This is a genomic window from Arthrobacter sp. 24S4-2, from assembly GCF_005280255.1.
GTDB lineage: Bacteria > Actinomycetota > Actinomycetes > Actinomycetales > Micrococcaceae > Arthrobacter.
Genome location: NZ_CP040018.1, coordinates 3658671 through 3684144, shown reverse-complemented (window position 1 = coordinate 3684144; position 25474 = coordinate 3658671). Strand labels below are relative to the sequence as shown.

At 66.9% G+C, this 25474-nt stretch carries 19 protein-coding genes, 1 tRNA gene and 1 pseudogene; 11 read left to right on the top strand and 10 right to left on the bottom strand.

Going from position 1 to position 25474, the window contains the following annotated elements; genetic code table 11:
* Window positions 1-4: 4 nt before the first annotated feature.
* The 3 genes from hrpA to FCN77_RS26040 form a co-directional block, all read right to left on the bottom strand.
* Entirely contained in the window at window positions 5-4015 is a 4011-nt protein-coding gene (gene hrpA / locus FCN77_RS17120; protein WP_137323230.1) for an ATP-dependent RNA helicase HrpA, read from the bottom strand.
* Between the two features lie 35 nt (window positions 4016-4050).
* Window positions 4051-5058, bottom strand: coding sequence for a YafY family protein (locus FCN77_RS17115; protein WP_137323229.1), 1008 nt, complete (start codon window positions 5056-5058; stop codon window positions 4051-4053).
* Between the two features lie 134 nt (window positions 5059-5192).
* Window positions 5193-5360 (bottom strand): hypothetical protein, encoded by a 168-nt coding sequence (locus FCN77_RS26040; protein WP_175417295.1) that lies wholly within the window; start codon window positions 5358-5360, stop codon window positions 5193-5195.
* Between the two features lie 81 nt (window positions 5361-5441).
* Between FCN77_RS26040 and FCN77_RS17110 the strand changes: the two genes are divergently transcribed.
* Window positions 5442-6410 (top strand): helix-turn-helix domain-containing protein, encoded by a 969-nt coding sequence (locus FCN77_RS17110; RefSeq protein WP_137323228.1) that lies wholly within the window; start codon window positions 5442-5444, stop codon window positions 6408-6410.
* 115 nt (window positions 6411-6525) lie between these two features.
* Here FCN77_RS17110 and FCN77_RS17105 read toward each other — a convergent pair whose 3' ends face one another.
* From FCN77_RS17105 to FCN77_RS17080, 6 genes and pseudogenes are all read right to left on the bottom strand, one after another.
* Window positions 6526-6828, bottom strand: a complete 303-nt coding sequence (locus FCN77_RS17105) for a protealysin inhibitor emfourin (RefSeq protein ID WP_137323227.1) — start codon at window positions 6826-6828, stop codon at window positions 6526-6528.
* A 62-nt stretch (window positions 6829-6890) separates the two neighbouring features.
* Window positions 6891-7933, bottom strand: a pseudogene (locus tag FCN77_RS17100) (M4 family metallopeptidase).
* 113 nt (window positions 7934-8046) lie between these two features.
* Window positions 8047-8119, bottom strand: a tRNA-Arg gene (locus FCN77_RS17095).
* An 89-nt stretch (window positions 8120-8208) separates the two neighbouring features.
* Window positions 8209-9729 (bottom strand): FAD-dependent oxidoreductase, encoded by a 1521-nt coding sequence (locus tag FCN77_RS17090; protein ID WP_137323226.1) that lies wholly within the window; start codon window positions 9727-9729, stop codon window positions 8209-8211.
* Window positions 9726-10598 carry an FAD:protein FMN transferase gene (locus tag FCN77_RS17085; protein ID WP_137323225.1) on the bottom strand — a complete coding sequence of 291 codons (873 nt, stop codon included), beginning with the start codon at window positions 10596-10598 and terminating at the stop codon, window positions 9726-9728. Before FCN77_RS17085 ends, FCN77_RS17090 begins: the two co-directional genes overlap by 4 nt.
* Window positions 10599-10649: 51 nt before the next feature.
* Window positions 10650-11126 (bottom strand): hypothetical protein, encoded by a 477-nt coding sequence (locus FCN77_RS17080; protein WP_137323224.1) that lies wholly within the window; start codon window positions 11124-11126, stop codon window positions 10650-10652.
* Between the two features lie 235 nt (window positions 11127-11361).
* On the opposite strand from FCN77_RS17080, the gene argS reads away from it, so the two are divergent.
* From argS to FCN77_RS17030, 10 genes are all read left to right on the top strand, one after another.
* Window positions 11362-13026, top strand: a complete 1665-nt coding sequence (argS, locus tag FCN77_RS17075; RefSeq protein ID WP_137323223.1) for an arginine--tRNA ligase — start codon at window positions 11362-11364, stop codon at window positions 13024-13026.
* A 5-nt stretch (window positions 13027-13031) separates the two neighbouring features.
* Window positions 13032-14516 carry a diaminopimelate decarboxylase gene (gene lysA, locus FCN77_RS17070; protein ID WP_137323222.1) on the top strand — a complete coding sequence of 495 codons (1485 nt, stop codon included), beginning with the start codon at window positions 13032-13034 and terminating at the stop codon, window positions 14514-14516.
* Window positions 14517-15833: a homoserine dehydrogenase gene (locus FCN77_RS17065; protein ID WP_137323221.1), complete on the top strand. Its 1317-nt coding sequence runs from the start codon at window positions 14517-14519 to the stop codon at window positions 15831-15833.
* Window positions 15834-16940 (top strand): threonine synthase, encoded by a 1107-nt coding sequence (gene thrC / locus FCN77_RS17060; protein ID WP_137323220.1) that lies wholly within the window; start codon window positions 15834-15836, stop codon window positions 16938-16940.
* A 2-nt stretch (window positions 16941-16942) separates the two neighbouring features.
* Window positions 16943-17929, top strand: a complete 987-nt coding sequence (thrB, locus tag FCN77_RS17055) for a homoserine kinase (protein WP_254678602.1) — start codon at window positions 16943-16945, stop codon at window positions 17927-17929.
* A gap of 349 nt (window positions 17930-18278) precedes the next feature.
* Window positions 18279-20450, top strand: coding sequence for a transcription termination factor Rho (gene rho, locus FCN77_RS17050; RefSeq protein WP_137323219.1), 2172 nt, complete (start codon window positions 18279-18281; stop codon window positions 20448-20450).
* 245 nt (window positions 20451-20695) lie between these two features.
* Window positions 20696-21769, top strand: a complete 1074-nt coding sequence (gene prfA, locus FCN77_RS17045) for a peptide chain release factor 1 (protein ID WP_137323218.1) — start codon at window positions 20696-20698, stop codon at window positions 21767-21769.
* An 18-nt stretch (window positions 21770-21787) separates the two neighbouring features.
* A complete protein-coding gene (prmC, locus tag FCN77_RS17040; RefSeq protein ID WP_137323217.1) occupies window positions 21788-22675 on the top strand; it encodes a peptide chain release factor N(5)-glutamine methyltransferase in 888 nt (295 codons plus the stop codon).
* A gap of 83 nt (window positions 22676-22758) precedes the next feature.
* On the top strand, window positions 22759-23595 hold the full coding sequence (locus FCN77_RS17035; RefSeq protein ID WP_137323216.1) for an L-threonylcarbamoyladenylate synthase: 837 nt from the start codon (window positions 22759-22761) through the stop codon (window positions 23593-23595).
* Window positions 23592-24350 (top strand): WecB/TagA/CpsF family glycosyltransferase, encoded by a 759-nt coding sequence (locus FCN77_RS17030; protein WP_137323215.1) that lies wholly within the window; start codon window positions 23592-23594, stop codon window positions 24348-24350. The genes FCN77_RS17035 and FCN77_RS17030 overlap by 4 nt, the downstream gene beginning before the upstream one ends.
* A gap of 18 nt (window positions 24351-24368) precedes the next feature.
* Here the strand turns inward: FCN77_RS17030 and FCN77_RS17025 are convergent, their stop codons facing one another.
* Window positions 24369-25265: a glycosyltransferase gene (locus FCN77_RS17025; RefSeq protein ID WP_137323214.1), complete on the bottom strand. Its 897-nt coding sequence runs from the start codon at window positions 25263-25265 to the stop codon at window positions 24369-24371.
* Window positions 25266-25474 lie beyond the last annotated feature (209 nt).

The following is a 25474-nucleotide window of genomic DNA, read 5'->3' as shown; positions in this document are numbered from 1 at the left end:
GGGGCTACGCCGGGGCAAGTACCTTGTTCAGCACCGCACGGATCCGCTTCTCCGAGACGGAATAGGCCGTTCCGAGCTCGACGGCGAAGAGGCTCACCCGCAGCTCTTCGATCATCCAGCGCACCTGGGTTAACTCGGCGCCGGCGCGGCGCCCGGGCAGCAGGGCCGAGACGGCGTCGTCGTAGTCGTCTTCCAGCCCCTGGACCGCTGCCATGCCCAAGGCGTCCCGCTGGACGTTGCCCGGCAGTTTCTCGAGGCGCTTCTCTATGGCGGCGAGGTAGCGCGGCAGCTGGCTTAGCTGGGCGTAGCCCGTGCGTGCCACGAAACCGGGGAAGACGAGCTGTTCGAGCTGGCTTTTCACGTCATTGAGGGCGCTGATCACGGCCAGGCTGGTGGTCCCCTTGAGCTGCTTTTCGATCCGGCGGGTACTGGCCAGGATCCGTTCGACGACGGCGGTGACGGTGAAGACAGTGTCGATCAGCTCCGCCCGGACCTGCTCGTATACGGCCTTAAAGGACACCTCGTCCCATGGCAGTTCTGCCGGCGTGAGCTTATCGATCGCTGCCAGCGCGCAGTCGGCGATCAGGGCCGAGACGGAACCGTGCGGGTTCTGGCTGAAGGTCAGCTTCTCAGTGTTGTTCAGGTGCTCCAGGACGTAGCGGTCCGGGGCGGGAACTTTGAGTGCCAGCAGGCGGATGACACCGCCGCGCATGGCCTGTTCCTGTTCGGAAGCGGTCTGGAACAGCCGGAGGGCAACCGAGGAGCCCTCGTCGACCAGGGCGGGGTAGCCGGTGACGGTGTGTCCCTTGACTACGCCCTGGACCCGGCGCTGCACGGTGCCGAAGGTCCAGTCCGTCAGGCCCGTTTTCTCCGCGAAGCCGGGCGTTCCCGCCCCGTCCGGGGACTGTGCCAAGCCGCCGGCCTTCTGCGGTGACCGCGTGGTCTGGCCGCCCTTCGGCCCCTTGGGGGCTGTCGTTACCGGAGTGGCGCCCAGCGACTCGGCGATCGCCCGGCGGGTGGCCGGTGCCAGCCGTTCCTGCAGCGCTGCGAGATCCTTCCCCTCGTCCAGGACCTTCCCCTTGGAATCCACCACGCGGAAACTCACCCGCAGGTGGGACGGCACGGCATCCCAGTTCCAGGAGCCCGGCGGGATGACCTGGCCGCGGATCCGGCGCAGGACCAGCCCGAGGGATGCCTCCAGCTCGTCGGTGGCGGGATCGAAGTCGGCCTCCAGCGCGGCCACGGCCTGCCGCGCGACATCCGGTGCCGGTACGAAGTTCTTGCGCACCTGCTTGGGCAGCGACTTGATTAGCGCCGTGACGAGCTCCACCCGCTGGCCCGGAATGAGCCAACGGAACGCGGCGTCGTCCAGCTGGTTCAGGAAGAGCACGGGAACCTCGGCCGTGACGCCGTCGGACGGGTTGGGCGGCGAGCCGGGGGCCACGGGGTGGAACTCGTAGCTGAGCGGCAGCTCGAATCCCTTGTGCAGCAAGGTCTTGGGGTAGGCCGAATCGTCGAGGGCATCAGCGTCCTCGCTGATCAGCAGCGCCTGGTCGAAGTCGAGCAGCGCCGGATCCTGCTGGCGCGCCTCCTTCCACCACTTGTCGAAGTGCCGCTCGGAGACCACCTCCTTGCCGATCCGGGCGTCGTAAAACTCGAACAGCGTCTCGTCGTCCACCAGGATGTCCCGGCGCCGCATCCGGGCTTCGAGCTCCTCGATTTCGAGGAGCAGGGCGCGGTTGCGGTGGAAGAACTTGTGGTGCGTCTGCCAGTCGCCTTCGACGAGCGCGTGCCGGATGAACAGCTCCCGGCACAGCTCCGGATCCACCTTGCCGTAGTTGATGCGCCGGCTCGGGATGATGGGCACGCCGTAGAGGGTGACCTTCTCGTGGGCCATCACCGAGCCCATCTTCTTGGACCAGTGCGGCTCGCTGTAGCTGCGCTTGACGAGGTCCGGCGCCACCTGCTCGGCCCAGAGCGGGTCGAACCTGGCCGCGACCCTCGCCCAGAGCCGGCTGGTCTCCACCAGTTCCGCGGCCATCACGAACGTGGGGGACTTCTTGAACAGCGCAGAGCCGGGGAAGATCGCGAAGCGGCCGCCGCGGGCGCCGGCGTACTCGCGCTTGCGCTCGTCGAGGATGCCGATGTGGCTCAGCAGGCCCGAGAGCAGGCTGATGTGGATGCCGTCGTGGTTGCCCACCGGGTCGGCGAGGCGCTTGTTGTCGAGGCTGATGCCCAGCGGCCTGGCCAGCTGGCGGAGCTGCGCGAACAGGTCCTGCCATTCCCGGACGCGGAGGTAGTTGATGAACTCGGTGCGGCAAAGCCTGCGGAACTGCGTGGAGGAAAGCTCCTGCTGCTTCTCCTGGAGGTAGTTCCAGAGGTTCAGGAAGCCGGTGAAGTCCGAGTTCTCATCCCGGAACCGCGCGTGCTTCTCCGCAGCGAGTTGCTGCTTGCCTGAGCCGTCCCCCTGGCGGCGCTCGCGGGGGTCCTGGATGGTCAGTGCCGCGGCGAGGATCATGACTTCACGGACGCAACCGCGTTTGCCGGACTCCACGATCATCCGGCCGAGCCTCGGGTCAACGGGCAGTTGGGCAAGCTGCTGCCCGACGGCGGTCAGTCCGCCGCCGTTTCGTCCGCCCGCAGCACCTGCCGGGCGGCCGCCGCCGTCGCCCGTCTCCTCCTGCGGGCGCGCCGCACTCAGGGCGCCGAGCTCCCGGAGGAGCGTGACGCCGTCGTTGATGGCGCGCGAGTCCGGCGGTTCCACGAACGGGAAGTTCTCCACGTCCTTGGGCCCGCGGGCAACGCCCATGGCGGTCATCTGCAGGATGACGGCCGCGAGGTTGGTGCGCAGGATCTCGGGATCGGTGAACTGCGGCCTGGACTCGTAGTCCTCTTCCGAGTACAGCCGGATGGCGATGCCGTCGGAGACGCGGCCGCAGCGTCCGGAGCGCTGGTTGGCCGAGGCCTGGGACACTCGTTCGATGGGCAGCCGCTGCACTTTGGTCCGGTGCGAGTAGCGGGAGATGCGTGCAGTGCCCGTGTCCACGACATATTTGATGCCGGGCACGGTGAGGGACGTTTCCGCGACGTTGGTGGCGAGCACGATCCGCCGTTTGCTGCCGGGGTGGAACACCTTGTGCTGTTCCTGCAGGCTCAGCCGGGCGAAGAGGGGGAGGACCTCGGTACCGGCCAGCCGCCGGTTGGATTGGATCCGCGCGTTGAGGGCCTCGGCGGCGTCGCGGATTTCGCGCTCGCCGGAGAAGAAGATGAGGATGTCGCCCGGCGCTTCGAGGGCCAGTTCGTCGACGGCGTCGCAGACGGCGTCGAGCGGGTCACGGTCCTCCTCGAGCTCGTCGTCGGAGGCGTTGTCTGCGTCATCACCGGAAGACAGGGCTCCGCCCGCCGGCTGGGACAGCGGCCGGTACCGGATTTCAACCGGGAACGTCCGGCCGGAAACCTCGATGACGGGGGAGGGATCCTCCTCGGTGCCGAAGTGCTTGGCGAACCGCTCGGGGTCGATGGTGGCGGACGTGATGATGATCTTGAGGTCCGGGCGCTGCGGCAGGATCCGCTTGAGGTACCCGAGGATGAAGTCGATGTTGAGGCTGCGCTCGTGGGCTTCATCGATGATGATGGCGTTGTACCTGCGCAGGAGCTTGTCGCGCTGGATCTCCGCCAGCAGGATGCCGTCCGTCATCAGCTTGACCTTGGTGGACCGGCTGACCTCGCCGGTGAAGCGGACCTGGAAGCCCACCTCCTGGCCGATTTCCACGCCGAGTTCTTCCGCGATGCGTTCAGCCACCGTCCGGGCAGCAAGCCGCCGCGGCTGGGTGTGGCCGATCAGTCCGTTGTCGCCCAGCCCCAGTTCCAGGCACATTTTGGGAATCTGCGTGGTCTTGCCGGAGCCGGTCTCGCCGGCAATGATGGTCACCTGATTGGCCGCTATGGCGGCCATCAGGTCCTCGCGGCGCTCGGAAACCGGCAGCTCGGCGGGGTACGAAATATGAAAAGTCATGGCTGAAACCAGTCTACTGTGGCCCGGGACGGGCTTTACGATCCGCCGCCCGGCCCGCCGGAGGGAGCAACGCCCGACGCCGGCCTGCCGCCGCCCGCCGCCGCCGCCAGCCGTTCGGCCAGCCTGCCCACATGCTGTACGAACTCCGCCGGTGCGAGGATCTCGAAGTCCATGTCCAGCCCGGCAAGGTGCGCGGCCGGGGCTTCGAGCCTGTCCCAGCCCGCACGCAGGATGGTCCGGTCCGGCCCCTCGGCCGTCAGGGTGGCCACGTGCGGACCCACCAGGGCCGCTACGTCATGCACCGGCGCGTAGAGCCGCACCACCACGTCGTACCTGTACGGGGACCGCGTCACGGAACGCTGCACGTAGGCGGCCAGGTCCGGTGCGGGCAGTGGGCGCGGCACATACTTCTTCCGTTCCGCCGGCATGGAGGCGATGCGGTCAGCCCGGAACGTGCGCCAGTCCGCCCGCTCGCAGTCCCAGGCGACCAGGTACCAGCGGCGCCCCGTGTCCACCAGGCGGTAGGGCTCCACCAGGCGACGGCCCGCGCCGCCGTCGGCCTTGATGTAGTCGAAACTCAGCTGCCGGCGGTCGGCAATGGCAGTGGAAACCGCGGTGAGCTGGAGGGGATCCACCGGGGCGGCATCGCTGGCGAGCGTTGTGACGGCGTTCCTCAGCGAGGCGAACCGGGTCCGCAGCCGCGAGGGCAGCACCTGTTCGAGTTTGGCCAGCGCCCGTACGGAGGCCTCGCCGATTCCGGCCACCGGACCGGCCGCCACGGAACTGAGTCCCAGGGCCACCGCCAGGGCCTCGTTGTCGTCAAGCAGGAGTGGCGGAAGCTGGGCTCCCGATCCCAGCTGGTAGCCGCCGGCAACGCCGGGGGAAGCCTGGATGGGATACCCCAGGGTGCGGAGCTTGCCGATGTCGCGGCGGACAGTCCGTTCCGTCACCTGCATCCGTTCCGCCAGGGCCGGGCCCGTCCATTCCCGGCGCACCTGCAGCAGGCTCAGCAACTGGAGCAGGCGGGCGGATGTCTGGATCATAGGAACGAATGTACGCCCCTATGCGGACCATAACTGTCCGGATAGGGGCGCAGGAGCCGATATGGGGGAAATCCCGGGCCGGCGGCCGGACCGCTGCAGCGGTGGCCGGCCGGGGCCCGTGTGCGGGTTGATTGTCAGTAGTTCCTAAGGGTGTAGCTGATGCTGGGAAGATCCAGGGCGGCCCAGTCTTTCTCCGAACGTTCGGGCGGAGTGTGGCCCCGTCCGTCCTTCAGGAGGCTGGAGACCGTGGCCGCCAGAACGATGAGCAACAGGACGATGAGTACAACTGCGAGGGTTTCCATGCCTCTATGTTTCTCCGGTTGCCCCGCACAAAACAGTGGCAGAAATGCCCAAAAAGCTATAATTTCTGCCACAATGGAAGCATGCTCAAATCAGTGGCAGTCATAGTTGTTCCCAACTTTTCCATCTTCGAGTTCGGGACCGCGTACGAAGTGTTTGGCATCGACAGATCGGAACGGGGAAGCGGCGTCCCCGCCTTCGACTTCCGCGTCTGTACGCCTGAACCGGGCGACATCCGGCTTAAGTCCGGGCTGTCCATGCACGTCGACCTGGGGCTCGAAGCGGCCGCCGATGCGGATCTGGTGATCATGGCTCCCTATGGCAGGGATGAGGATGTCCCCGAGTCCGTACTGGACGCCCTGCGGGACGCCCATGCCCGCGGCGCCTGGGTCATGTCCATCTGCTCCGGCGCCTTCGCACTGGCGCGCGCCGGCCTGCTGGACGGCCGGCGCTGCACCACCCACTGGCACTACTCCCGCGAACTGGCCAGCCGGTATCCCGCAGTGCTCGTGGACGAGAACGTCCTGTACGTCCAGGACAGCCGGATCATCACCAGCGCCGGCACCGCAGCCGGCATAGACGCCTGCCTGCACCTGGTCCGCGTGGAACTTGGAGCCAACGTGGCGGCAAGCATCGCCAGGGACATGGTGGTCCCGCCCCACCGCGACGGCGGACAGGCGCAGTTCATCGACCGGCCCATTCCCGCCTGCGGCTCCCAGCCCATGGAAGAGCTGCTCCAGTGGATGGTCCGGAATCTCGAACACGACCACACCGTCAACGAACTGGCGGCACGGGTCCACATGTCGCCGCGCACCTTCGCGCGCCGCTTCCGGTCTGAAACAGGGGCCACGCCGGCCGCCTGGCTCAACTCCCAGCGCGTGCTGCGGGCGCAGGAACTCCTCGAGTCCACGGAGCTGAACATCGACGAAATTGCCCGCGAGTCCGGATTCGGCCATTCCGTGCTGCTCCGCCACCATTTCGGCAAGGTGCTGGCCACCAGCCCGCAGTCCTACCGCCGGGCGTTCCGCGGCCAATTGGAGCCGGCGGTCTAGCCCCCGCGGTCTAGGCGGGGCCCGGCGTTTGGACTCTGGCGTTTGGACTGTGGCGTTTGAGTCGTGGCGTTTTGAGCTGTGGCCTTTGAACCGGCGTTTGAACTGTGCCGCGGCGTCAGCGTGGCCGGCGCTCGCCGTTCCGCGCGGCCTCGGCCGCTGCCCGCGTATTGTCCACCAGGACCCGCCACGGGCCGGTAACCGCCTGCTCCGGGAGGGTGGCGCGGTGCTGGCCCGCCCTGATCGAATACATGAACCTGTCCGGCTGGCCCCTGAAGTCCGACGCGCCCGGGACGGCGTCCCAGGGGCAGGCCTCAACGAGGGGTTCCCAGCGGCTCTTGTCCGTGGCGGTGGTCGCCTGGACGCTCCACTCCCGCTTCAGCCCGGCAATCCCGCCGCTGCGCTGGACAGTGATCTTCATGGCCTGGTTCCTGTGCTTCCGGTACTGCTGGCCGCCGGCTGGTCTCTGCGGCGGCGATCCAGTTACAGCTTTACCTTCACAGTTTCCCACGCCTTGCGGACGGCGTCATGTTCCGGGGACTCGGAGCCAAACAGATCCAGGGCCGATGCCGCGGTGGCCTTGGCGAACTTGGTGAACGTGGCATTTTTGGGCAGGTCTCCGCCGGTGAGCGTGTCGTACCAGATCCGGCCCGGCGTCTCCCACGCATTGCCGCCGAGTTCGGAGGCCACCAGGTAAAACGCACGGTTGGGTATCCCGGAATTGATGTGCACACCGCCGTTGTCCGCACCGGTCCGGACGTAAGAGTCCATGGAGTCCGGCTGGGGATCCTTGCCCAGCACGACGTCGTCGTAGGCGGTGCCGGGGCTTTCATGGACCGCAGCGCCGAGCCCTGCACCGTCCCCGTGAACAGTCCTTCGCCGACCAGCCAGCTGGCCTCCGCGGCGGTCTGCTGCGCGACGTACTGTTCCACCAGCACGCCGAACACATCGGACAGCGATTCGTTGATGGCTCCGGCCTGGTTGCGGTAGACGAGTCCCGCGGAATACTGCGTCACTCCGTGGGCGAGTTCGTGCCCGATGACGCTCAGGGAGCGGGTGAACCGCTGGAAGATTTCGCCGTCGCCATCACCGAAAACCATCTGGTTTCCGTCCCAGAATGCGTTGTCGTAAAGCTTGCCGAAGTGCACGCTGGCATCCAGCGGGAGCCCCTGGCCGTCCACCGAGTTCCTGCCAAACGCCTCGGCGTAGAGACGGTGCGTGTGTCCCAGCCCGTCATAGGCCTCATCCGCGGCAGGGTCTCCCGTGGCGGGTTCGCCTTCCTTGCGGACCAGGTGGCCCGGCAGGGACTCGGAGCCCTGCGTGTCGTAGACCGTCCGGACGGGTGGTCCCGGTGTGAGCTGCCGGACACCGGACGGGACAGCCGGCCGCGGCAGCGCGCGGGTGGCCTGGATGGACCTGACATGGAGCAGCGCCTCCTTGGCTGCCCGTGCGACTGCGGAGAAGCGTGGTTCGTCCCGGGCGGCCAGGCGCCGCAGCAGGTAGGGCGGGATGATGGAGCAGTACATGAAATTCCCCTAGCTCGTCGGCGATGGAACCAGCCTACGAGTGGGTGCCGACATTGCGGCGGGACACGCCTTAAGCAGGAAACCCCGCCAGCTGGGCTGACGGGGTTTTTCTGTGCCCTCGATAGGATTCGAACCTACGACCTTCTGCTCCGGAGGCAGACGCTCTATCCCCTGAGCTACGAGGGCAGTCAGGGCTTCCTGCCGTTGCCGGCGGGACGTCCTAGAGCTTAGCAGGAAGGTGGCCTCCAAAGGAAAACCGGATGGAAAAACAGCTGTCAGTAACCGGCAAACGAGTCGGTGCGGATGCGCTTGGCACCGGCACTGCGGGCAGCGGTCCGCAGTGAGCGGACGCTTGCGGGCGAGCCCGAAACAAACACTTCCCGCGCGGCAATGTCCGGTACAAGCTCCTTGAGTGCCGCGCCGTCGAGCCGCTCCGGCGGCCGGGAAACCTCGCCCGTGCCTTCCATGAACGACGGCGGCGCGGTGCCGTCGGAGAGCCGGGCAATGATCCGTGCGCCGGACTGCTGCAGCTGGTCCGTGTAGGCGAGTTCCGCGGCAGACTTGGCCAGGTAAAGCAGCACGACGTCACGGTCCTTTGCCGTGCCGGCCGCGAGCTGGGCCAGGTACGGCGTGATGCCGATGCCGGCCGCAACCAGCAGGACGGGGCCTGAGGACCTGCGGGGGAGGACGAAGTCGCCGCCCACGGCAGTCGCCGTCACGGAATCCCCGGGCCGCAAGGCGAGGAGCGCGCGTTTGGCCGCCGACACCGGTTCCGCTGTTCCCACCCCGAATGTCAGCTCGCCGGCGTCCGGGGCGCTGGTCAGGCTGAAGACCCGGCGTCGGCCCCTACCGTCCGACTTGGAATGCGGCAGGTGCAGTTCCATGTACTGGCCGGGGGCGAACCGGACCGGACGTTCCGGCCGGAAGCTGAATTCCGTCGTCGTAGGTGTCAGGGGCCGTGCCTCCCGGAAACTCAGGCGGATGCCGCCGCGCTGTCCGGCCAGGAAGGCGATCAGGTTTCCCACCAGCAGCGCAAGTTCGGGCGAGTTCGCCACGAACCCCAGGTTGTAAGGCACGGCGAACACCACTCCGACGCCGGCGGCCAGCGCCAGTTGCTGCCAGCGGCGGGGCGGGAGGGTGAGCGGTTCGGTCAGCATGAAGCCCATGAAGAACAGCACGGGGCGCTGCGCGAGCGGCTGCCAGAGGGCCCCGCTCAGTGCCATTCCGGCACGGAGGAGTTCCGAGGCCACGATTGACACGGATACCGCGGCGAACACCGCTCCCATGAGCATTTTCCGCGTGCGGTAAAGCACCAGCAGGATGCCGGGAACCACCAGCCAGAGCATGGCCGGGGTGGCTGCCCACCAGGTGGCGATGTTGAGCCCTGTCAGGCCGGCCACAAACGCCCCCGCCGCAGCAGGATTGAAGATGTGCCGGCCCCTCCATGCCAGGGCGTACTTCGACGCTGACGCCATCACGCAGGCGAGGGCCACGCCGGCCACGTCCAGGGGAGCGAAGCCGGGCCAGAACAGGAAATAGAGCAGCAGCCCGGTGATCAGCGAGGACTCCGAGTGCGGCCGGACGTGGAAGAGCGCCGCCAAACCGCGGTTCGAGGCATAGGTCAGTCCCAGGCAGAGCACCAGGTGCGTCAGCATTTCCGGGATGCCGAACGTCAGCCAGCCCAGGATGTTGAGCAGCATGCTGTACAGGGCCAGCGCGGCAAGCACCCACAGCACCAGCCGGTACATGGTGAAGCGGTTCAAGGACGTGTCCAGACGCTGGATCAGGGAACTCATTCGAACAGCACTCCTTTGAAACCTGCTGAGTGGGCGGCACTTCCGTCCGAGAAAACCGTAAGCCAGGAAAACTCGAACTCCTGCTGAAGCGCCTCGCCGGAAGCGAAGAACAAGGCCGTGGCCAGCGCATCGGCCCTCATGGCCGTGTCGGCCAGCGCCCACGTGGCAACCACGGTCGTGACCGGGGCCCCCGTGGTGCCGTCCAGCACGTGATGGAGGCCGTCGCCCCACGCCCGCCGGTTGGCGGCGGAGGCGCAGATCGCGCCCGCGCCCAGGCTGATGGTGCCGATGGCCCGCGCGGGGTCGTACGGATGCTCCAGCCCCACGGCCACCGGAAACGGCCCCGAGTTCAGCAGGTCCCCGCTGGCGTCGATGAAGTGTTCAACGACTCCCTGGGACCGGAGTTCTTCGCCGAGCAGGTCGGCCAGCTGCCCCTTGCCGGCTGCGCCGACGTCCAGCACCACGGCAGCGGTGGTGGTCAGCACGTTGTCCTGCCAGTCCAGCACGTCGTCCCACCGCGGGGCCGGCAACGGGGTTCCGCGGGGCCGGAGCGAATAGTCCGCACCGTACCCCAGCTGTTCCAGGCTGCCGCCGATGAGCGGGGTCATTGCCCCTTCACTCAGCCCGTAAAGGCTCCGGTACAGGCGGCCCAGCGCGCCTGCACCGTCCGGCATGCTGTACCGGCCCGGCTCCCTGGCCACCTCCGCCACCATCGAGTCAGGGCGGAAGCGGGACCACGCGGCGTCGTAGTCCTCCACCACGGCCAGCAGACGGCGGCGCTGGCCGTCGTCCAGGGCGCCGGGAGTCGATATCTCCCACCGGGTTCCGATGCCCTCGAAACTGAACGCTGCCCAGCCCGGGTACGGCACGTGGCCCCCTTTTCTTGCGGTGAACGGTGGATAGGCGGGCTTGCGCCGTGCCTACTTGGCTTCAGCCTTGATCTTCTCCACGGCCCCGTTGAAGCCGCCGCTGGTGAGCGATGAGCCGGCCACTTTGGAAACATTCAGTTCATCCAGCTTCCTGCCGACGATCTGCGCCCTGATGCCGCCGGCGAACTCGCCCTGGAACTTCCGCGTGTTGGGGTTGGACGGATGCTGGGTGATGCTGACATCGGACACGGTTCCGCCGGAAAGGGTCAGCTCCACGCCCACGGTCTCCGTCCCGTTGGGGGAGACATAGTTCCCGTCCGCGCTGTACGTGCCGTCCTTGTACCCGGACGCGGCCGACGAAGAGCCCGTTCCGGCAATCGGGGCGCCGCTGCTGGTCGCCGGTGCCGTTGATGCCCCGTTGGACTGGGCGGCCGGTGCCTGCGCAGAGGGCGCGCAGCCCGCCACGGTTCCGATCAGGGACAGGCCGGCGATGCCGACGAAAACGCTTTTGCGTACCGGGAAGCTCATTCAGGGACTCGTTTCGTATGGGTCGGGCTGACGGGCGTGCCAACGCGGCCGCGGTGCCGCCGGGGCGGGTGCCGTCAGACTGTTACAGGATTGACAACGTTGGATTCAGCGTAACGGTTCAGCCTGTGACGAACCCGACTCAATTCTGTGAGGCCTCTTATTCCTGCGCGCCCTCACAGCGTCACGGCTGCGCCCCGATTCCGCCGCCTTCGCGGGCCACCGGTAGGCTAGAAGGGTGACTCCCGAAGAACTCTCCCTCGCCATATCCGCCTGCCTGAAAGACGCCGTCGACGCCGGTGAAATTGCCCTTTCGGCATCAGCCGTGCCGGACGAGGTGCGCGTGGAGCGGCCCAGGAACAGGGACCACGGCGACTGGGCAACCAACATCGCCCTGCAGCTCGCCAAGCCGGCGGGAATCAATCCGCGGGAATTCGCCACCATCCTTAGCGCCAGGCTGAAGAACATCGAGGGTGTTTCAGCCGTGGACATCGCCGGCCCCGGCTTCCTGAACATCACGGTCGACGCCGCTGCCGCCGGCGCGCTCGCCAAGATCATTGTCGAAGCCGGCCCGGAGTACGGCACCAATTCGGCGCTCGCCGGGCACGTGGTCAACATGGAATTTGTTTCCGCCAACCCCACCGGTCCGCTGCACATCGGCCACACCCGCTGGGCCGCCCTGGGTGACTCGATTGCCCGTGTGCTCAGGGCGTCCGGCGCAGAGGTCACGGCCGAGTACTACATCAACGACGCCGGGTCGCAGATGAACGTCTTCGCCCGTTCCGTGCTGTCCCGGCTGCACGGCCGCGGCGTGCCGGAAGGCGGCTACCCGGGCCAGTACATTTCGGACCTGGGCCACCATGTCCTCACCGAGCACCCGGACATCCGCGAACTCACCGATGTGGCGGCGCTGCCGGTGATCCGCAGCGCGGCGTACAAGGCCCAGTTGAAGGACATCAAGGACACCCTGGCCGACTTCGGCGTTGCCTTCGATGTCTACTTCTCGGAGCAGGAACTGCACGACGCCGGCGCGATCGAAAGCGCCGTGGCCCGCCTCCGCGAACAGGGCCACGTGTTCGACGACGGCGGGGCAGTCTGGCTGCGCACCACTGACTTCGGCGACGACAAGGACCGCGTGATGATCCGCGCGAACGGCGAGCCCACGTACTTCGCCGCTGATGCGGCGTACTACCTCTCCAAAAAGGACCGCGGCTTCGACCAGAAGATCTACCTGCTGGGAGCGGACCACCACGGCTACATCCACCGGCTGAAGGCCATTGCCGCTGCCGCAGGGGACGACCCCGAAGCCAACATCGAGGTCCTGATCGGCCAGCTCGTATCAGTGAACGGCGCCAAGTTGTCCAAGCGGGCCGGCAACATCATCGAGCTCAAGGACCTCATCTCCTGGCTGGGCAAGGACGCCGTGCGCTACTCGCTGGCGCGTTTCCCAGCCGACTCTCCGCTCACCCTGGATCCCGAGCTCCTCAAGAAGCACAGCAACGAGAACCCGGTGTTCTACGTCCAGTACGCCCACGCACGGTCCCGCGGCGCAGCCCGCAACGCCGTGGCGGCCGGAGTGGAACGCCGTGCTGATGGGAAAGACGTTTTCGACGCCTCGCTGCTGGACCACGCCACCGAGAACGAACTGCTGTCCTACCTGGGCAGCTACCCGTCCATCGTGGCCAAAGCCGCCGAGCTGCGTGAACCGCACCGCGTGGCCCGCCACCTCGAGGTCATCGCCGGCGCTTACCACCGCTGGTACGACGCCTGCCGTGTGGCGCCGCAGGGCGATGAACCCATCACGGACGTCAACCGCACGCGGCTGTGGCTCAACGACGCCACAAGCCAGGTGCTGGCCAACGGACTGGAACTGCTGGGCGTTTCGGCGCCGGAACGGATGTGACCGCAATGACCGCAAACCCCTTGAACACCGCATCCCCGCTGGCCCCCGAATGGCTTGCCGTCCCGGCAGACCTCAACGCGCTCCACGAACCCATGTGGGCCGCCGGCGTTGCCCGGAACGACGCTGGCGAACTTGCCATTGATGGCATCCCCGTCAGCGAGCTCCGGCGCCAGTTCGGCACGCCGCTCTTCGTGATGAGCGAGAACGACTTCCGCGCCCGCGCCCGTGCCTTCAGCGACGCCTTCAACGATGCCTTCGCCGACATCTGCGGGGGAGTGGACGTCTACTACGCCGGAAAGTCGTTCCTGTGCACCGCCGTCGTCCGGTGGGTGGAGGAAGAAGGCCTGCGGCTGGACACAGCCTCGGGCGGGGAACTCGCCGTCGCGGGCCGCGCCGGCATCCCGGGAGCCGACGTCGCCCTGCACGGCAACAACAAGTCCGACGCCGAGATCCACCGTGCCCTGGACATGAAGCTGGGCCGGATCGTGGTGGACAGCCTCGCCGAGCTGGAGCGCGTCGCCAAGATCGCCTCAGCCCGCGGCGAAACCGCCAAGGTGATGCTGCGGCTCACCCCCGGAGTGCACGCGCACACGCACGAGTTCATTGCCACCGCCCACGAGGACCAGAAGTTCGGCCTTTCCATGGCCGGGGATTCCACGGACCAGGCCGGCCTGTCCGCGGCAGAGGAGGCCGTGGCCGCCGCCACGAGCTATGACAGCATCGAACTCCTCGGCCTGCACTGCCACATCGGCTCGCAGATCTTCGAACCGGACGGTTTCGCGCTGGCCGCGGTGAAACTGCTCAACTTCCTGGCCGCCATGCAGGAAAAGTACTCCATCGTCCTGCCTGAGCTGGACCTCGGCGGGGGGTACGGCATCGCCTACACGCCGGCGGACACCCCGCGGCCCCCCGCCGAAATCGCCCAGGCGATGGCCGCCGTCGTGCGTTCCACCTGCGCCGAACTGGGCATCACTTCTCCCCGGATCTCGATTGAGCCGGGACGCGCCATCGTGGGCAGCACCACCTTTACCCTCTACGAAGTGGGCACCCTCAAGACCGTGCGCGTGGACGCACCGGCCGTCGAAGCCGGCACCGAAGCTGAAAGTGCGGCCAAAAACGTTACGCACCCGCGCCGCTATGTGTCGGTGGACGGCGGCATGAGCGACAACGCCCGCCCGGTGCTCTACGACGCGGATTATTCGGCCATTCTGGCGTCGCGCACCTCCGGGGCGGCTCCGCAGCTGTCCCGCGTAGTGGGCAAACATTGCGAGAGCGGCGACATAGTTGTTAGAGATGTATATCTGCCCGAGGACGTGGCAGCCGGTGATCTGCTCGCTGTACCGGGGACCGGCGCCTACTGCTGGGCCCTGTCAAGCAACTACAACTATCTGGCCCGGCCGGGCGTTGTCGCTGTTCGCGACGGATCAGCCCGGCTGATTGTCCGCGGGGAAACCGAACAAGATCTGCTGAACCGCGACATGGGAGTCTGAATGACTGAATTGCGAACCCTGAAAGTAGCCCTGCTGGGCTGTGGCAACGTTGGGGCCCAGGTGGCGCGGATTCTCATTGACGACGCCGAAGCGCTGGCGGCCCGCACGGGCGCCCGTTTGGAGCTGACCGGAATCGCCGTGCGCACCATCGACGCGCCCCGTGACGTTGAGCTGCCCCGCGAGCTGTTCACCACCGACGCTGACACGCTGGTCAAGGATGCCGACCTCGTCATCGAGCTGATGGGCGGCATCGAGCCTGCCCGTTCCCTGATCCTCACCGCCATCCAGAACGGCGCCAGCGTGGTCACCGGGAACAAAGCCCTGCTGGCCCAGGACGGCCCCACCCTCTACGAAGCGGCGGACAAGGCGGGCGTCCAGCTGTCCTACGAAGCAGCCGTGGCCGGCGCCATCCCCATCCTGCGCCCCATCCGCGACAGCCTGTCCGGCGACCGCATCACCCGCGTGCTGGGTATCGTGAACGGCACCACCAACTTCATCCTGGACCAGATGGACACCACCGGCGCGCAGTTCGCCGATGCCCTCGCGGAGGCACAGCGCCTCGGCTACGCCGAAGCGGACCCTACAGCCGACGTCGGCGGCCTTGACGCTGCCGCCAAGGCGACCATCCTCGCCTCGCTGTCCTTCCATACCCGGTTCGACCTCGAGAACGTCCACTGCGAAGGCATCACGGGAGTCAGCGCCGCAGACATCGCCGCGGCCAAGGACGCCGGGTTCGTCATCAAGCTGCTGGCCATCGCCGAGAAACTTACGGCTGCCGATGGAAGCGAGGGCGTTTCGGTCCGCGTGCACCCCACCCTGCTGCCGCGCGAGCACCCGCTGGCTGCCGTGCACGGCGCGTTCAACGCTGTCTTCGTTGAAGCCGAGAACGCCGGCGAGCTGATGTTCTACGGCCAGGGAGCCGGCGGCACTCCGACGGCCTCGGCCGTGCTGGGCGACCTCGTCTCAGCCGCCCGCCGGATTGTCCTGGGCGGACCGGCGCAGACCGAGACCACCAACGGCCAGGTTCCCGCCCTGCCCATCGACGCCGTCAACACGAGCTATTACATCGGCCTGGACGTTGCCGACCAGCCCGGCGTCCTGGCAAAGATCGCACAGCTGTTCGCGGAGCATGGCGTGTCCATCGAGATCATGCGCCAGACCATCCACCGTGATGCCGATTCCAACGTTGAATCGGCCGAACTGCGGATCGTCACCCACCGCGCAACCGAAGCTGCACTGGCAGCAACCGTCCGGGCCGTGAAGGGCCTGGACGTCATCAATTCCGTTACATCCGTACTGCGGGTAGAAGGAGTCTAAGTGGCTCACCAATGGCGCGGTGTCATCCGCGAATACGCTGATCGTTTGCCCGTAACGGAAACCACGAAGGTCATCACCCTCGGTGAGGGCGGCACCCCGCTGGTCCACGCGCAGAAGCTCTCCGAGCTGACAGGCTCCACCGTGTATCTCAAGGTCGAAGGCATGAACCCCACGGGATCCTTCAAGGACCGCGGCATGACCATGGCCATGACGGCCGCGGTTGCCTCCGGCGCCAAGGCCGTGGTGTGTGCCTCCACCGGCAACACGTCCGCGTCCGCGGCGGCCTACGCCACGGCAGCGGGCCTTAAGTGCGCCGTCCTGGTGCCCGAAGGCAAGATCTCCATGGGCAAGCTCAGTCAGGCGATCGCCCACGGCGCCACCCTCCTGCAGGTCGACGGAAACTTCGACAACTGCCTGGACATCGCCCGCAAGCTCGGCGAGTCCTACCCGGTCTTCCTGGTGAACTCGGTCAACCCGGCCCGTATCCAGGGCCAGAAGACCGGTGCCTTCGAAATCGTGGATGCGCTCGGCGACGCCCCCGACATCCACGTCCTCCCGGTGGGGAACGCCGGTAACATCACCGCGTACTGGAAGGGCTACAAAGAGTACTCGGCGCCGTTCGAGTCCCAAACTGCCGGGACGCTGCCCGCCGTGTCCACCAGGACCCCGCAGATGTGGGGCTTCCAGGCCGCCGGCGCTGCACCGTTTGTCGCAGGCCACCCCATCACCGAACCGGACACCATCGCCACGGCAATCCGGATCGGGAACCCGGCCTCCTGGGACGGTGCCATCGCCGCCCGTGACGAGTCCGGCGGATTCATCGACGCCGTCACGGACGACGAGATCCTGGCAGCACACCGCTGGTTGTCCGCCAAGGAAGGCGTCTTCGTCGAACCGGGTTCCGCCGCAGGCGTTGCCGGCCTGATCAAGAAGCACGCCGCCGGGGAGGTTCCCGCCGGCAAGACCATCGTGATCACGGTGACGGGACACGGCCTGAAGGACCCGCAATGGGCCCTGCGCACCGAGGACGGCAGCGACGTGCAGCCGGTCAAGGTGTCCAACGATGTGGTCACCGTGGCTGCCGCGCTTGGTCTGGAAGAAAAGTAGCCTTGGAAACCACCCTGACAGTCCCGGCCGAGTCTGCCGCCGACACGCCGGCAGTCCCGGCCGGGCAGCTGGTGACCGTACAGGTACCGGCCACCAGCGCCAACCTGGGCCCCGGGTACGACAGCCTGGGACTGGCCCTGTCGCTGCACGACACACTTACGGTGGAAACGTTGGCCGGCGGCCAGCTTGAGTTCGAACTCAGCGGCGAAGGTGCGGAAACGCTGCCCCGCGACGCGAGCCACCTTGTGGTCAAGGCCATCACCGAGGCACTGCATCGCCTGGGATACCGTCATGACGGCCTCAGGATCACTGCTGACAACGTCAACCCGCACGGCCGCGGCCTGGGTTCCTCGGCGTCTGCCGTCGTCGCAGCGGTCACCGCGGCGAACGCGCTGGTTCCTGAGCAGTCCCGCCGCGGCAAGGACTGGATCCTGCAGCTCACGAGCGAGATGGAAGGGCATCCGGACAACGTCGCACCGGCCATTTTCGGCGGGCTGGCGCTGTCATGGCAGGACAGTGACCAGTACAGCAGCACGTGTGCCACTGTGGCGGAATCCGTCATTCCCGTGGTGGCCGTGCCGGACTATGAGCTTTCCACCGAGGCTGCGCGCGCACTGCTGCCGGCGTCGATCGGCCACCACGCCGCGGCGATGAACTCCGGCCGGGCGGCACTGCTCATCCATGCGCTGACCAGCAAGCCGGAATTCCTCCTGCCGGGCACCGAAGAGTACCTTCACCAGAGCTACCGCGCAGAGGCGATGCGGCCCAGCGCGGAACTGATCCGGGCCCTGCGGCGGGCGGGGTACGCAGCCGTTGTGTCCGGCGCTGGCCCAACTGTTCTGGTGCTGGCCAACGGGGAAGATGAGGCAGCCACCGTGGTGGACTTCATCGGCAGCTACACCGAAGCCAACACGCCGGACGTCGGGTGGCGTGTGATGAAGCTGGCGGTGGACGTCGAAGGTGCTAAAGTGGGAGTGCACCGGCGGTAATCCCGTAGGCAGTCAGTCAAAAAAGTTCCAAACCCGCAGTCAAGAGAACCCGATGTTGGCCAAGGCGCCTGTCTGATCTTCTGCTGCTCTGACATTCAACTGCGCAATAGTCTCCGGTGCCGCCTGCTTGGTCTGTCGCAGGATTCTGCAGAATCGCTCTGCACCCCTGAACCGTCAGTCAGCCATTCCGGTCTCTTTGTTGGAATGTACGAGGTGTATCAGTATCCGGCCCTGCTGGCCGAATTCCATCCGGCAAGGCCGAAATCCGGCTGCAGATCTGAACTGCAGCCCAGATCAAATCATCGCGTCCAGCTCCCAGTCTGGACGCCGTCGAGGGGAAGGATCCTTCGTGACCGAAACCACTGAGCTGTCGCCAGCTGTGGACATATCATCTTCTGCTACCGAGTTGTCTTCGGCAGCACCCGCCAAGAGCAGCGGCCTTGCAGGCCTTAAGCTCGCCCAGCTGCAGGCACTTGCCAGCCAGCTGGGTATCTCCGGCGGATCCCGCATGCGCAAAGGTGATCTCGTGACCGCCATTTCCGCTCATCGTGCGGGCACCCCGGCAACCAAGGCCCCGGCCAAGGGCGCTGACAAGGCCGGCGAAAACATCTCGGCACGGGCAACCGCGCCGGCTGCGGCCGCACCTGCGGCTGAAGCCGCCGAGGCTCCTGCCCAGGAAGGCACCCGTGCCCGCCGTGGCCGCAGCCGCCGCGCCGGCAGCGACGGTGTTGTGACCGCCGCGGCCACCGAGGCACCTGCCCCGGAAGCCGCCCCCAGCGAAGCACCCTCCGCCCCGTCGGCTCCCGAAACAGGCCAGCCGGCGGTGGCTGAAGCCGCCCCGGCTGAAGGCGCCGAGCGCCGCCAGCCCCGCACCCGCAACCGCCGCCGCGGCGAAGCGGCGGCACAGGTTTCCGCCCCGGCGACCGAAGGTGAAGCCCAGGCTGAGGCCCCCGCCGAACAGCGTGGCGAGCAGCGTGAACAGCGCGGCGAGCAGCGCACGGAACAGCGCGGCGAGCAGCGCACCGAGCAGCGTGGTGGAGAGCAGGGCGAAGCTGCTGCCGAAGCCGGCCAGCGCAACGAACGCCAGACCACCCGCACCCGTGGCGGCCGCGATGGCGGAGACACCACCGGTACCCGCGACACCCGCCGCGAGGACACCCGCGACAACACCCGCGACAGTGAAGATGCAGACGGCGGAAGCCGCCGCAACCGCCGCAACCGCCGTGACCGCAACGACCGCTCCGGTGGTCAGGACACCCGCGACAACTCGCGCAACGATCGCTTCCGCGACCGCAACGACCGCCGCCGCGGACGCGCCCAGGGACCGGACGTCGACGACGTCGAGGTCACCGAGGACGACGTCCTGCTGCCCGTTGCAGGTATCCTGGACGTCCTGGAAAACTACGCTTTCATCCGCACCTCCGGTTACTTGCCGGGCCCGAACGATGTCTACGTATCCCTCGCACAGGTCAAGAAGTACAACCTGCGCAAGGGCGACGCCGTCGTCGGCGCCATCCGCGCCCCGCGTGACGGCGAGGACCGCAGCCAGCAGTCCGCCCGCCAGAAGTTCAACGCCCTGGTGCGTGTCACCTCGGTGAACGGCAAGACGCCGGAAGAACTCAAGGACCGTGTCGAGTTCGCGAAGCTCGTGCCGCTGTACCCGTCCGAGCGCCTGCGCCTTGAGACGGACCCGAAGAAAATCGGCCCCCGTGTCATCGACCTGGTTGCCCCGATCGGCAAGGGCCAGCGTGGCCTGATCGTTTCGCCGCCCAAGGCCGGCAAGACGCTCATCCTGCAGTCCATCGCCAACGCCATAACCACCAACAATCCTGAGGTCCACCTCATGATGGTGCTCGTTGACGAACGCCCCGAAGAAGTCACGGACATGCAGCGCACCGTCAAGGGCGAGGTCATTGCCTCCACCTTCGACCGTCCCGCCGACGACCACACCACCGTGGCCGAGCTTTCCATCGAACGCGCCAAGCGCCTCGTGGAAATGGGCATGGACGTTGTGGTTCTCCTCGACTCGATGACCCGCCTGGGCCGCGCGTACAACCTGGCAGCACCGGCCTCCGGCCGTATCCTGTCCGGTGGTGTGGACTCCGCCGCGCTGTACCCGCCGAAGCGCTTCTTCGGTGCAGCCCGCAACATCGAAAACGGCGGCTCGCTGACCATCCTGGCAACGGCCCTCGTGGAGACCGGGTCCAAGATGGACGAGGTCATCTTCGAAGAGTTCAAGGGCACCGGCAACATGGAGCTCCGCCTGTCCCGCCAGCTGGCGGACAAGCGCATTTTCCCGGCCGTGGACGTCAACGCCTCCGGTACCCGCCGCGAAGAGAACCTGCTTTCCCCCGAGGAAGTCAAGATCATGTGGAAGCTGCGCCGCGTCCTTTCCGGACTCGAAACGCAGCAGAGCCTTGAGCTGCTGACCAACAAGATCCGGGAGACGCAGAGCAACGTCGAGTTCCTCATGCAGGTCCAGAAGACGACGCTTGGTGCGAAGTCCGATAACGACAAGTAGCTGAACACAAGGCGGGGTGCCGGAATCTCGCGCGGTTAGCCGTGCGGGATTCCGCCCCCGCCTTCGCCGTTCGGTTTTTGCCGCCCCGCCCCTACGCCGGGAGGCTTGCGATCTTCGATCGCAGGCCTCCCGGCTCCGGCAGGCCCGATGCCACTCCCGGGCGGCAGAAAACCGAACGGCTTCACTGTTTGCCCACCTTCGCTGTCGCGTTACTAGACTTGAGAGAGTCGAAAGAGGTTTTGAAAATGTTTGAGTCCGTACAGGGCCTGTTGGATGAGCACGACTCTATCCAGGCCCAGCTTGGGGATCCTGCTGTCTACGCTGACCAGCGGCTGGCCCGGAAGCTGGGGCGGCGGTCTGCGCAGCTGAACGGCATTGTGGAGGCCTACCACCGCTGGGAAAGCATCCGCGATGACCTGGCTGCAGCCAAGGAAATGGCGGGGGAGGATCCCGAGTTTGCTGCGGAGGTCCCTGAGCTGGAGGCCGGACTGGAGAAGGCAGCCGCGAATCTTCGCCGCCTGCTGATCCCTCGCGACCCGGACGATGCCCGCAACGTGATCCTGGAGGTCAAGGGCGGTGAAGGCGGCGATGAGGCTGCCCTGTTCGCCGGCGACCTGCTGCGCATGTACACCCGGTACGCGGAGTCCCGCGGTTGGAAGACCGAACTCATTTCCGCCACCGAATCGGACCTTGGCGGGTACAAGGACGTCCAGATGGCCGTCAAGGGCAATTCGAACGATCCGGCCGAGGGCGTTTACGCACGGCTGAAGTTCGAAGGCGGCGTGCACCGTGTGCAGCGCGTCCCCGTGACTGAATCCCAGGGCCGGATCCACACCTCGGCTGCCGGTGTGCTGGTGCTTCCCGAAGTGGACGAGCCCGAGGAACTCGAGATCAACCAGAACGATCTCAAGATCGACGTCTACCGGTCCTCGGGACCCGGCGGACAGTCCGTCAACACAACTGACTCCGCGGTCCGGATCACCCACCTTCCCACCGGAATTGTGGTGGCAATGCAGAACGAGAAGTCACAGCTGCAGAACCGTGAAGCCGGCATGCGCGTGTTGCGCGCCCGCATCCTCGCGCACCAGCAGGAGCAGATCGACGCCGAGAACTCGGCCCAGCGCAAGTCGCAGATCCGCACCATGGACCGTTCCGAGCGCATCCGCACCTACAACTACCCCGAAAACCGGATCGCGGACCACCGCACCGGTTACAAGGCCTACAACCTGGACCAGGTCATGAACGGTGATCTCGAGCCCGTCATCCAGTCGGCCATCGAGATGGACGAACAGGCGCGCCTGGACGCCATCGGCGAGTAGGCCACGGCGGGTCGATTGATGACACTCGGAACAGGATTGAGCCTGGCGGAGGCCGTCCGCGAAGCAACAGAGCTGCTGGCGGAGGCAGGCGTTCCCAGCCCGCGGGTGGACGCCGAGCTGCTGGCGGATCACTTGCTGGGCGTCGGGCTGGGCCGCCTGCGGGCCATGCTCCTGGGCGATTCGCCGGAACCCGACGGCTATGCGGACCTTGTGGCCGAGCGGGCGAGGCGCGTTCCGCTGCAGCACATCACCGGCGTGGCCCATTTCCGTTACCTGCAGCTTGCGGTAGGGCCCGGGGTGTTCATTCCCCGGCCAGAGACCGAGTCGGTGGTCCAGCTGGTCATTGACTGGCTGAACAACCGGGAACGGCTGACCGGCGTGCACCATGCGAAGGTTGTGGACCTTGGCACCGGCTCCGGAGCCATTGCGGGCTCCATCGCGCACGAGGTCCCCGGCGCCGAGGTCCATGCCGTGGAATTCAGCGAGTTCGCCCATGCCTGGGCGGCGCGGAACCTGGCGCCCCTGGGAGTAAAGCTGGTCCGGGGGGACCTGCGCGACGCCCTGCCGGAGCACAACGGGACGTTCGACGTCGTCGTCTCCAACCCGCCGTACATTCCAGCGGAAGCCATCCCGAACGAACCCGAAGTGGCGCTGCACGACCCGCCCGAGGCGCTCTACGGCGGGGGAGCGGACGGGATGGAACTCCCCACGGCGGCAGCTGCCTCAGCTGCCCGGCTGCTGGTTCCGGGCGGCTACTTCGTGATGGAACACGCCGAAGTCCAGGCCACCTGGATCGCCGCCATGCTGAAGAGTTCCGTCCGCTGGTCCGAGGTCACGACGCACCTGGACCTCAACGGCAAGGAGCGTGCCACCAGCGCCGTCCTCGCCGCACCGTCGGACCGATAGACGGCGCTGTGCTTTGCATGAAGCTCAGCGCAAGAAGCGCCGTGCAAGAAGCGCAGTGCACGAACTGATGAAAGAATAGGCCAGTGACCACAACCTATGACTGCACGGCAGCCGACCAGCGGGCCGAAGGGCTGGAGCATGCCCAGCGGGCCATCCGGCAAAACAAATGCGTGGTGTTCCCGACGGACACGGTGTACGGAATCGCCGCGGACGCGTTCTCGCCGCAGGCCGTCACCATGCTGCTCGTCTCGAAGGGACGCAGCCGGAAGATGCCCCCGCCCGTCCTGATCCCGCGGCTCAACGCCCTGGACGGACTGGCAACGGACGTGCCGGCAGGGGCCCGCAAGCTGGCCGAGGCGTTCTGGCCGGGCGCCCTCACCATGATCTTCCACGCCCAGCCGTCCCTGGACTGGGACCTGGGTGAAACCAAGGGCACCGTCGCGTTGCGGATGCCGGCCGACGACGTCGCCCAGGACCTGCTGACCCTCACCGGGCCCTTGGCGGTGTCCTCCGCGAACCGGACCGGCCAGGCCGCCGCCCGGACCGCCGCCGACGCGCAGGACCAACTTGCAGAATCGGTGGAGGTCTATCTCGAAGGCGGCCTCCGGCCGGCCGAAGGGGCCGAAGCGCTCCCGTCGACGATTGTGGACGCCACAACGCTTCCGCTGCGGGTTGTCCGGCAGGGCGCCATTTCCGTTGAACGGCTCCGTGAGGTTGTTCCGGGCCTGCTGGACGTGGACGGCAACGCGGCCGACGCCGCGGAGGCTGAACCGGCCAGTGAACCGATGTCCGAAGCCGAGACAGCACCCGAAGGGGAACCGGCAACCGAAGCTGAACCGCAGCCCGAAACGGAGCCGGCAACCGAGGCTGAGCCGGCAACTGCTGCCGAAGCGCGCCCGACCGGACCCGGCGTCGAATGATCCTCACGCGGCAGCACGTCCCGGTACTCGGCGTCGACGCAACGCCTCTGACTGTCCCCGAACTGACCGTGGCCCTCAACCGCTTCGTGTCTGAGGGCGTGACCCGCACCGTGGTGGGCCACAACCTGCACAGTGTGACGCTGTTCCACTCGGACCCGGAATTCCGCGCCCTCTACGAAAACAGCGACGTTGTGCTCCTCGACGGAGCTCCGGTCCTGTGGCTGTGGGGACGGTCGGGCGACGCCGACGCGCCGGTGATGGACTACCGGCTGGGTTCCACAGACTGGATCCCGGCCCTGGGCAGCGTGGATGGTCTCGACCGGATCGCCGTCATCGGCGCTGGGGCAGAGGCCAACGCAAAGGCCGTGGCGCGCCTGAAGGAAATCGTTCCGCAGGCCAAGGTCGCCGGCATGCCCGGCGAAGGATGGAATGACGAGCTTGAGGGCGAGGCCGTGGCTTGGCTGACGGAGCTGCGTCCCCAACTGGTGCTCCTCGGCCTGGGCATGCCGCTGCAGGAAATGGTGCTCCAGCGCAGGCTGGCAGCGTTGCCGCCCGCCGTCTACTGCGCCGTGGGTGGTGCGATCGAACAGATTGCCGGGATCCAGAAACTGGCTCCGCGGTGGCTTGGACGCCTGGGCCTGGAGTGGGCCTGGCGGCTCATGCTGCACCCCCGCCGGGTCGCCTACCGGGTGTTCGGTGAGCCGTGGGTGCTCCTGGGCCTGCTGATCCGGCGCCGCCTGGCGTCAAAGGGCTAGGCGGCCCGGACCCTCAGGCTAGAACTTCTGGTCCTTCAGGGGCGCGAAGCCCTTGCCTCGGAGGCCGGTGGAAAACGCCCGGAACCAGTCAGCGAGGCCGCGGAAGTCCCCGCGGCGCAGGAAGTAGCCCAGGTAGCCGCCCACATCCGCGATGAGGGACTTGACCCGGAAGTGGCGGCGGATCAGGTAGCCGCGGTTCCGGTAGTAGTAGTAGCGCTTGAAGGCGGTCTCCGGAACAATCACGTGCCACCTCGCCCCGAAAACATGCTTGGTTTCCGCAAAGGCGTGGGGATGCGTGATGGCCGTGGTGGTGACGGTGCCGAACCGCATGCCCGCTTTGCGGAGCCTGATGGTGAAGTCCACCTCGTCACCGCGGATGAAGAGCCGCATGTCGGGAAGGCCCACCTTGAAGAAGACGTCCGAGCGGATCAGCGCACCGTTAAAGAAATGCCCGTCATCGGGCAGGAATCCGAGCTTCTCCACTTCCGCACGGTCGTGCGTCACTTTGCCGTCGAGGCGGAAGAAAAAGGACAGCCGGTCCGGGTGGCCCGGCGCGGCGACCAGCGGAACCACAGCATCAAGGCCGCGTGCCTCCGCCTCCCGGAGCAGCGTGGCGAGGCACTCAGGGTCGCCGGGCTCGGCGTCGTCGTCCATCATCCAGATCCAGTCAGCGCCGCTGGCCACCGCTTTGAGGATGGCCAGGGAGAATCCGCCGGCACCGCCCAGGTTCGCCTCGGAGCGGACGTAGTCCACATTGGGGTGCTGGTTGGCCACCTCTTTGGCGGGCACTGTACCGCTGTCCACCAGGCAAATTGACCGGACCGCAGCGGTCTGGCTATTGATGGCATTCAGGAGCACGGCCAGCTCACGGGGACGGTCAAACGTCACGGCAGCAACTGCAACCGACAGGGACATTCGTGGTTCCTTTCAGCACGGCCGCCGGAGGTTTTCCCGCCGGCAATGGGCCGTGTGACGCGAAGCCAGCTAGCCGTTGGCATTAGTATCTTGACTAGAGTCCACTGTAATACAGCCCTGTCAGGCACTACGCACTGCCTGCCGCGCGCACGGCGACGGAGAAGTTTCATTTATCGAAAGTCAGTTTCACAGCAATCGCACCCGAGCTA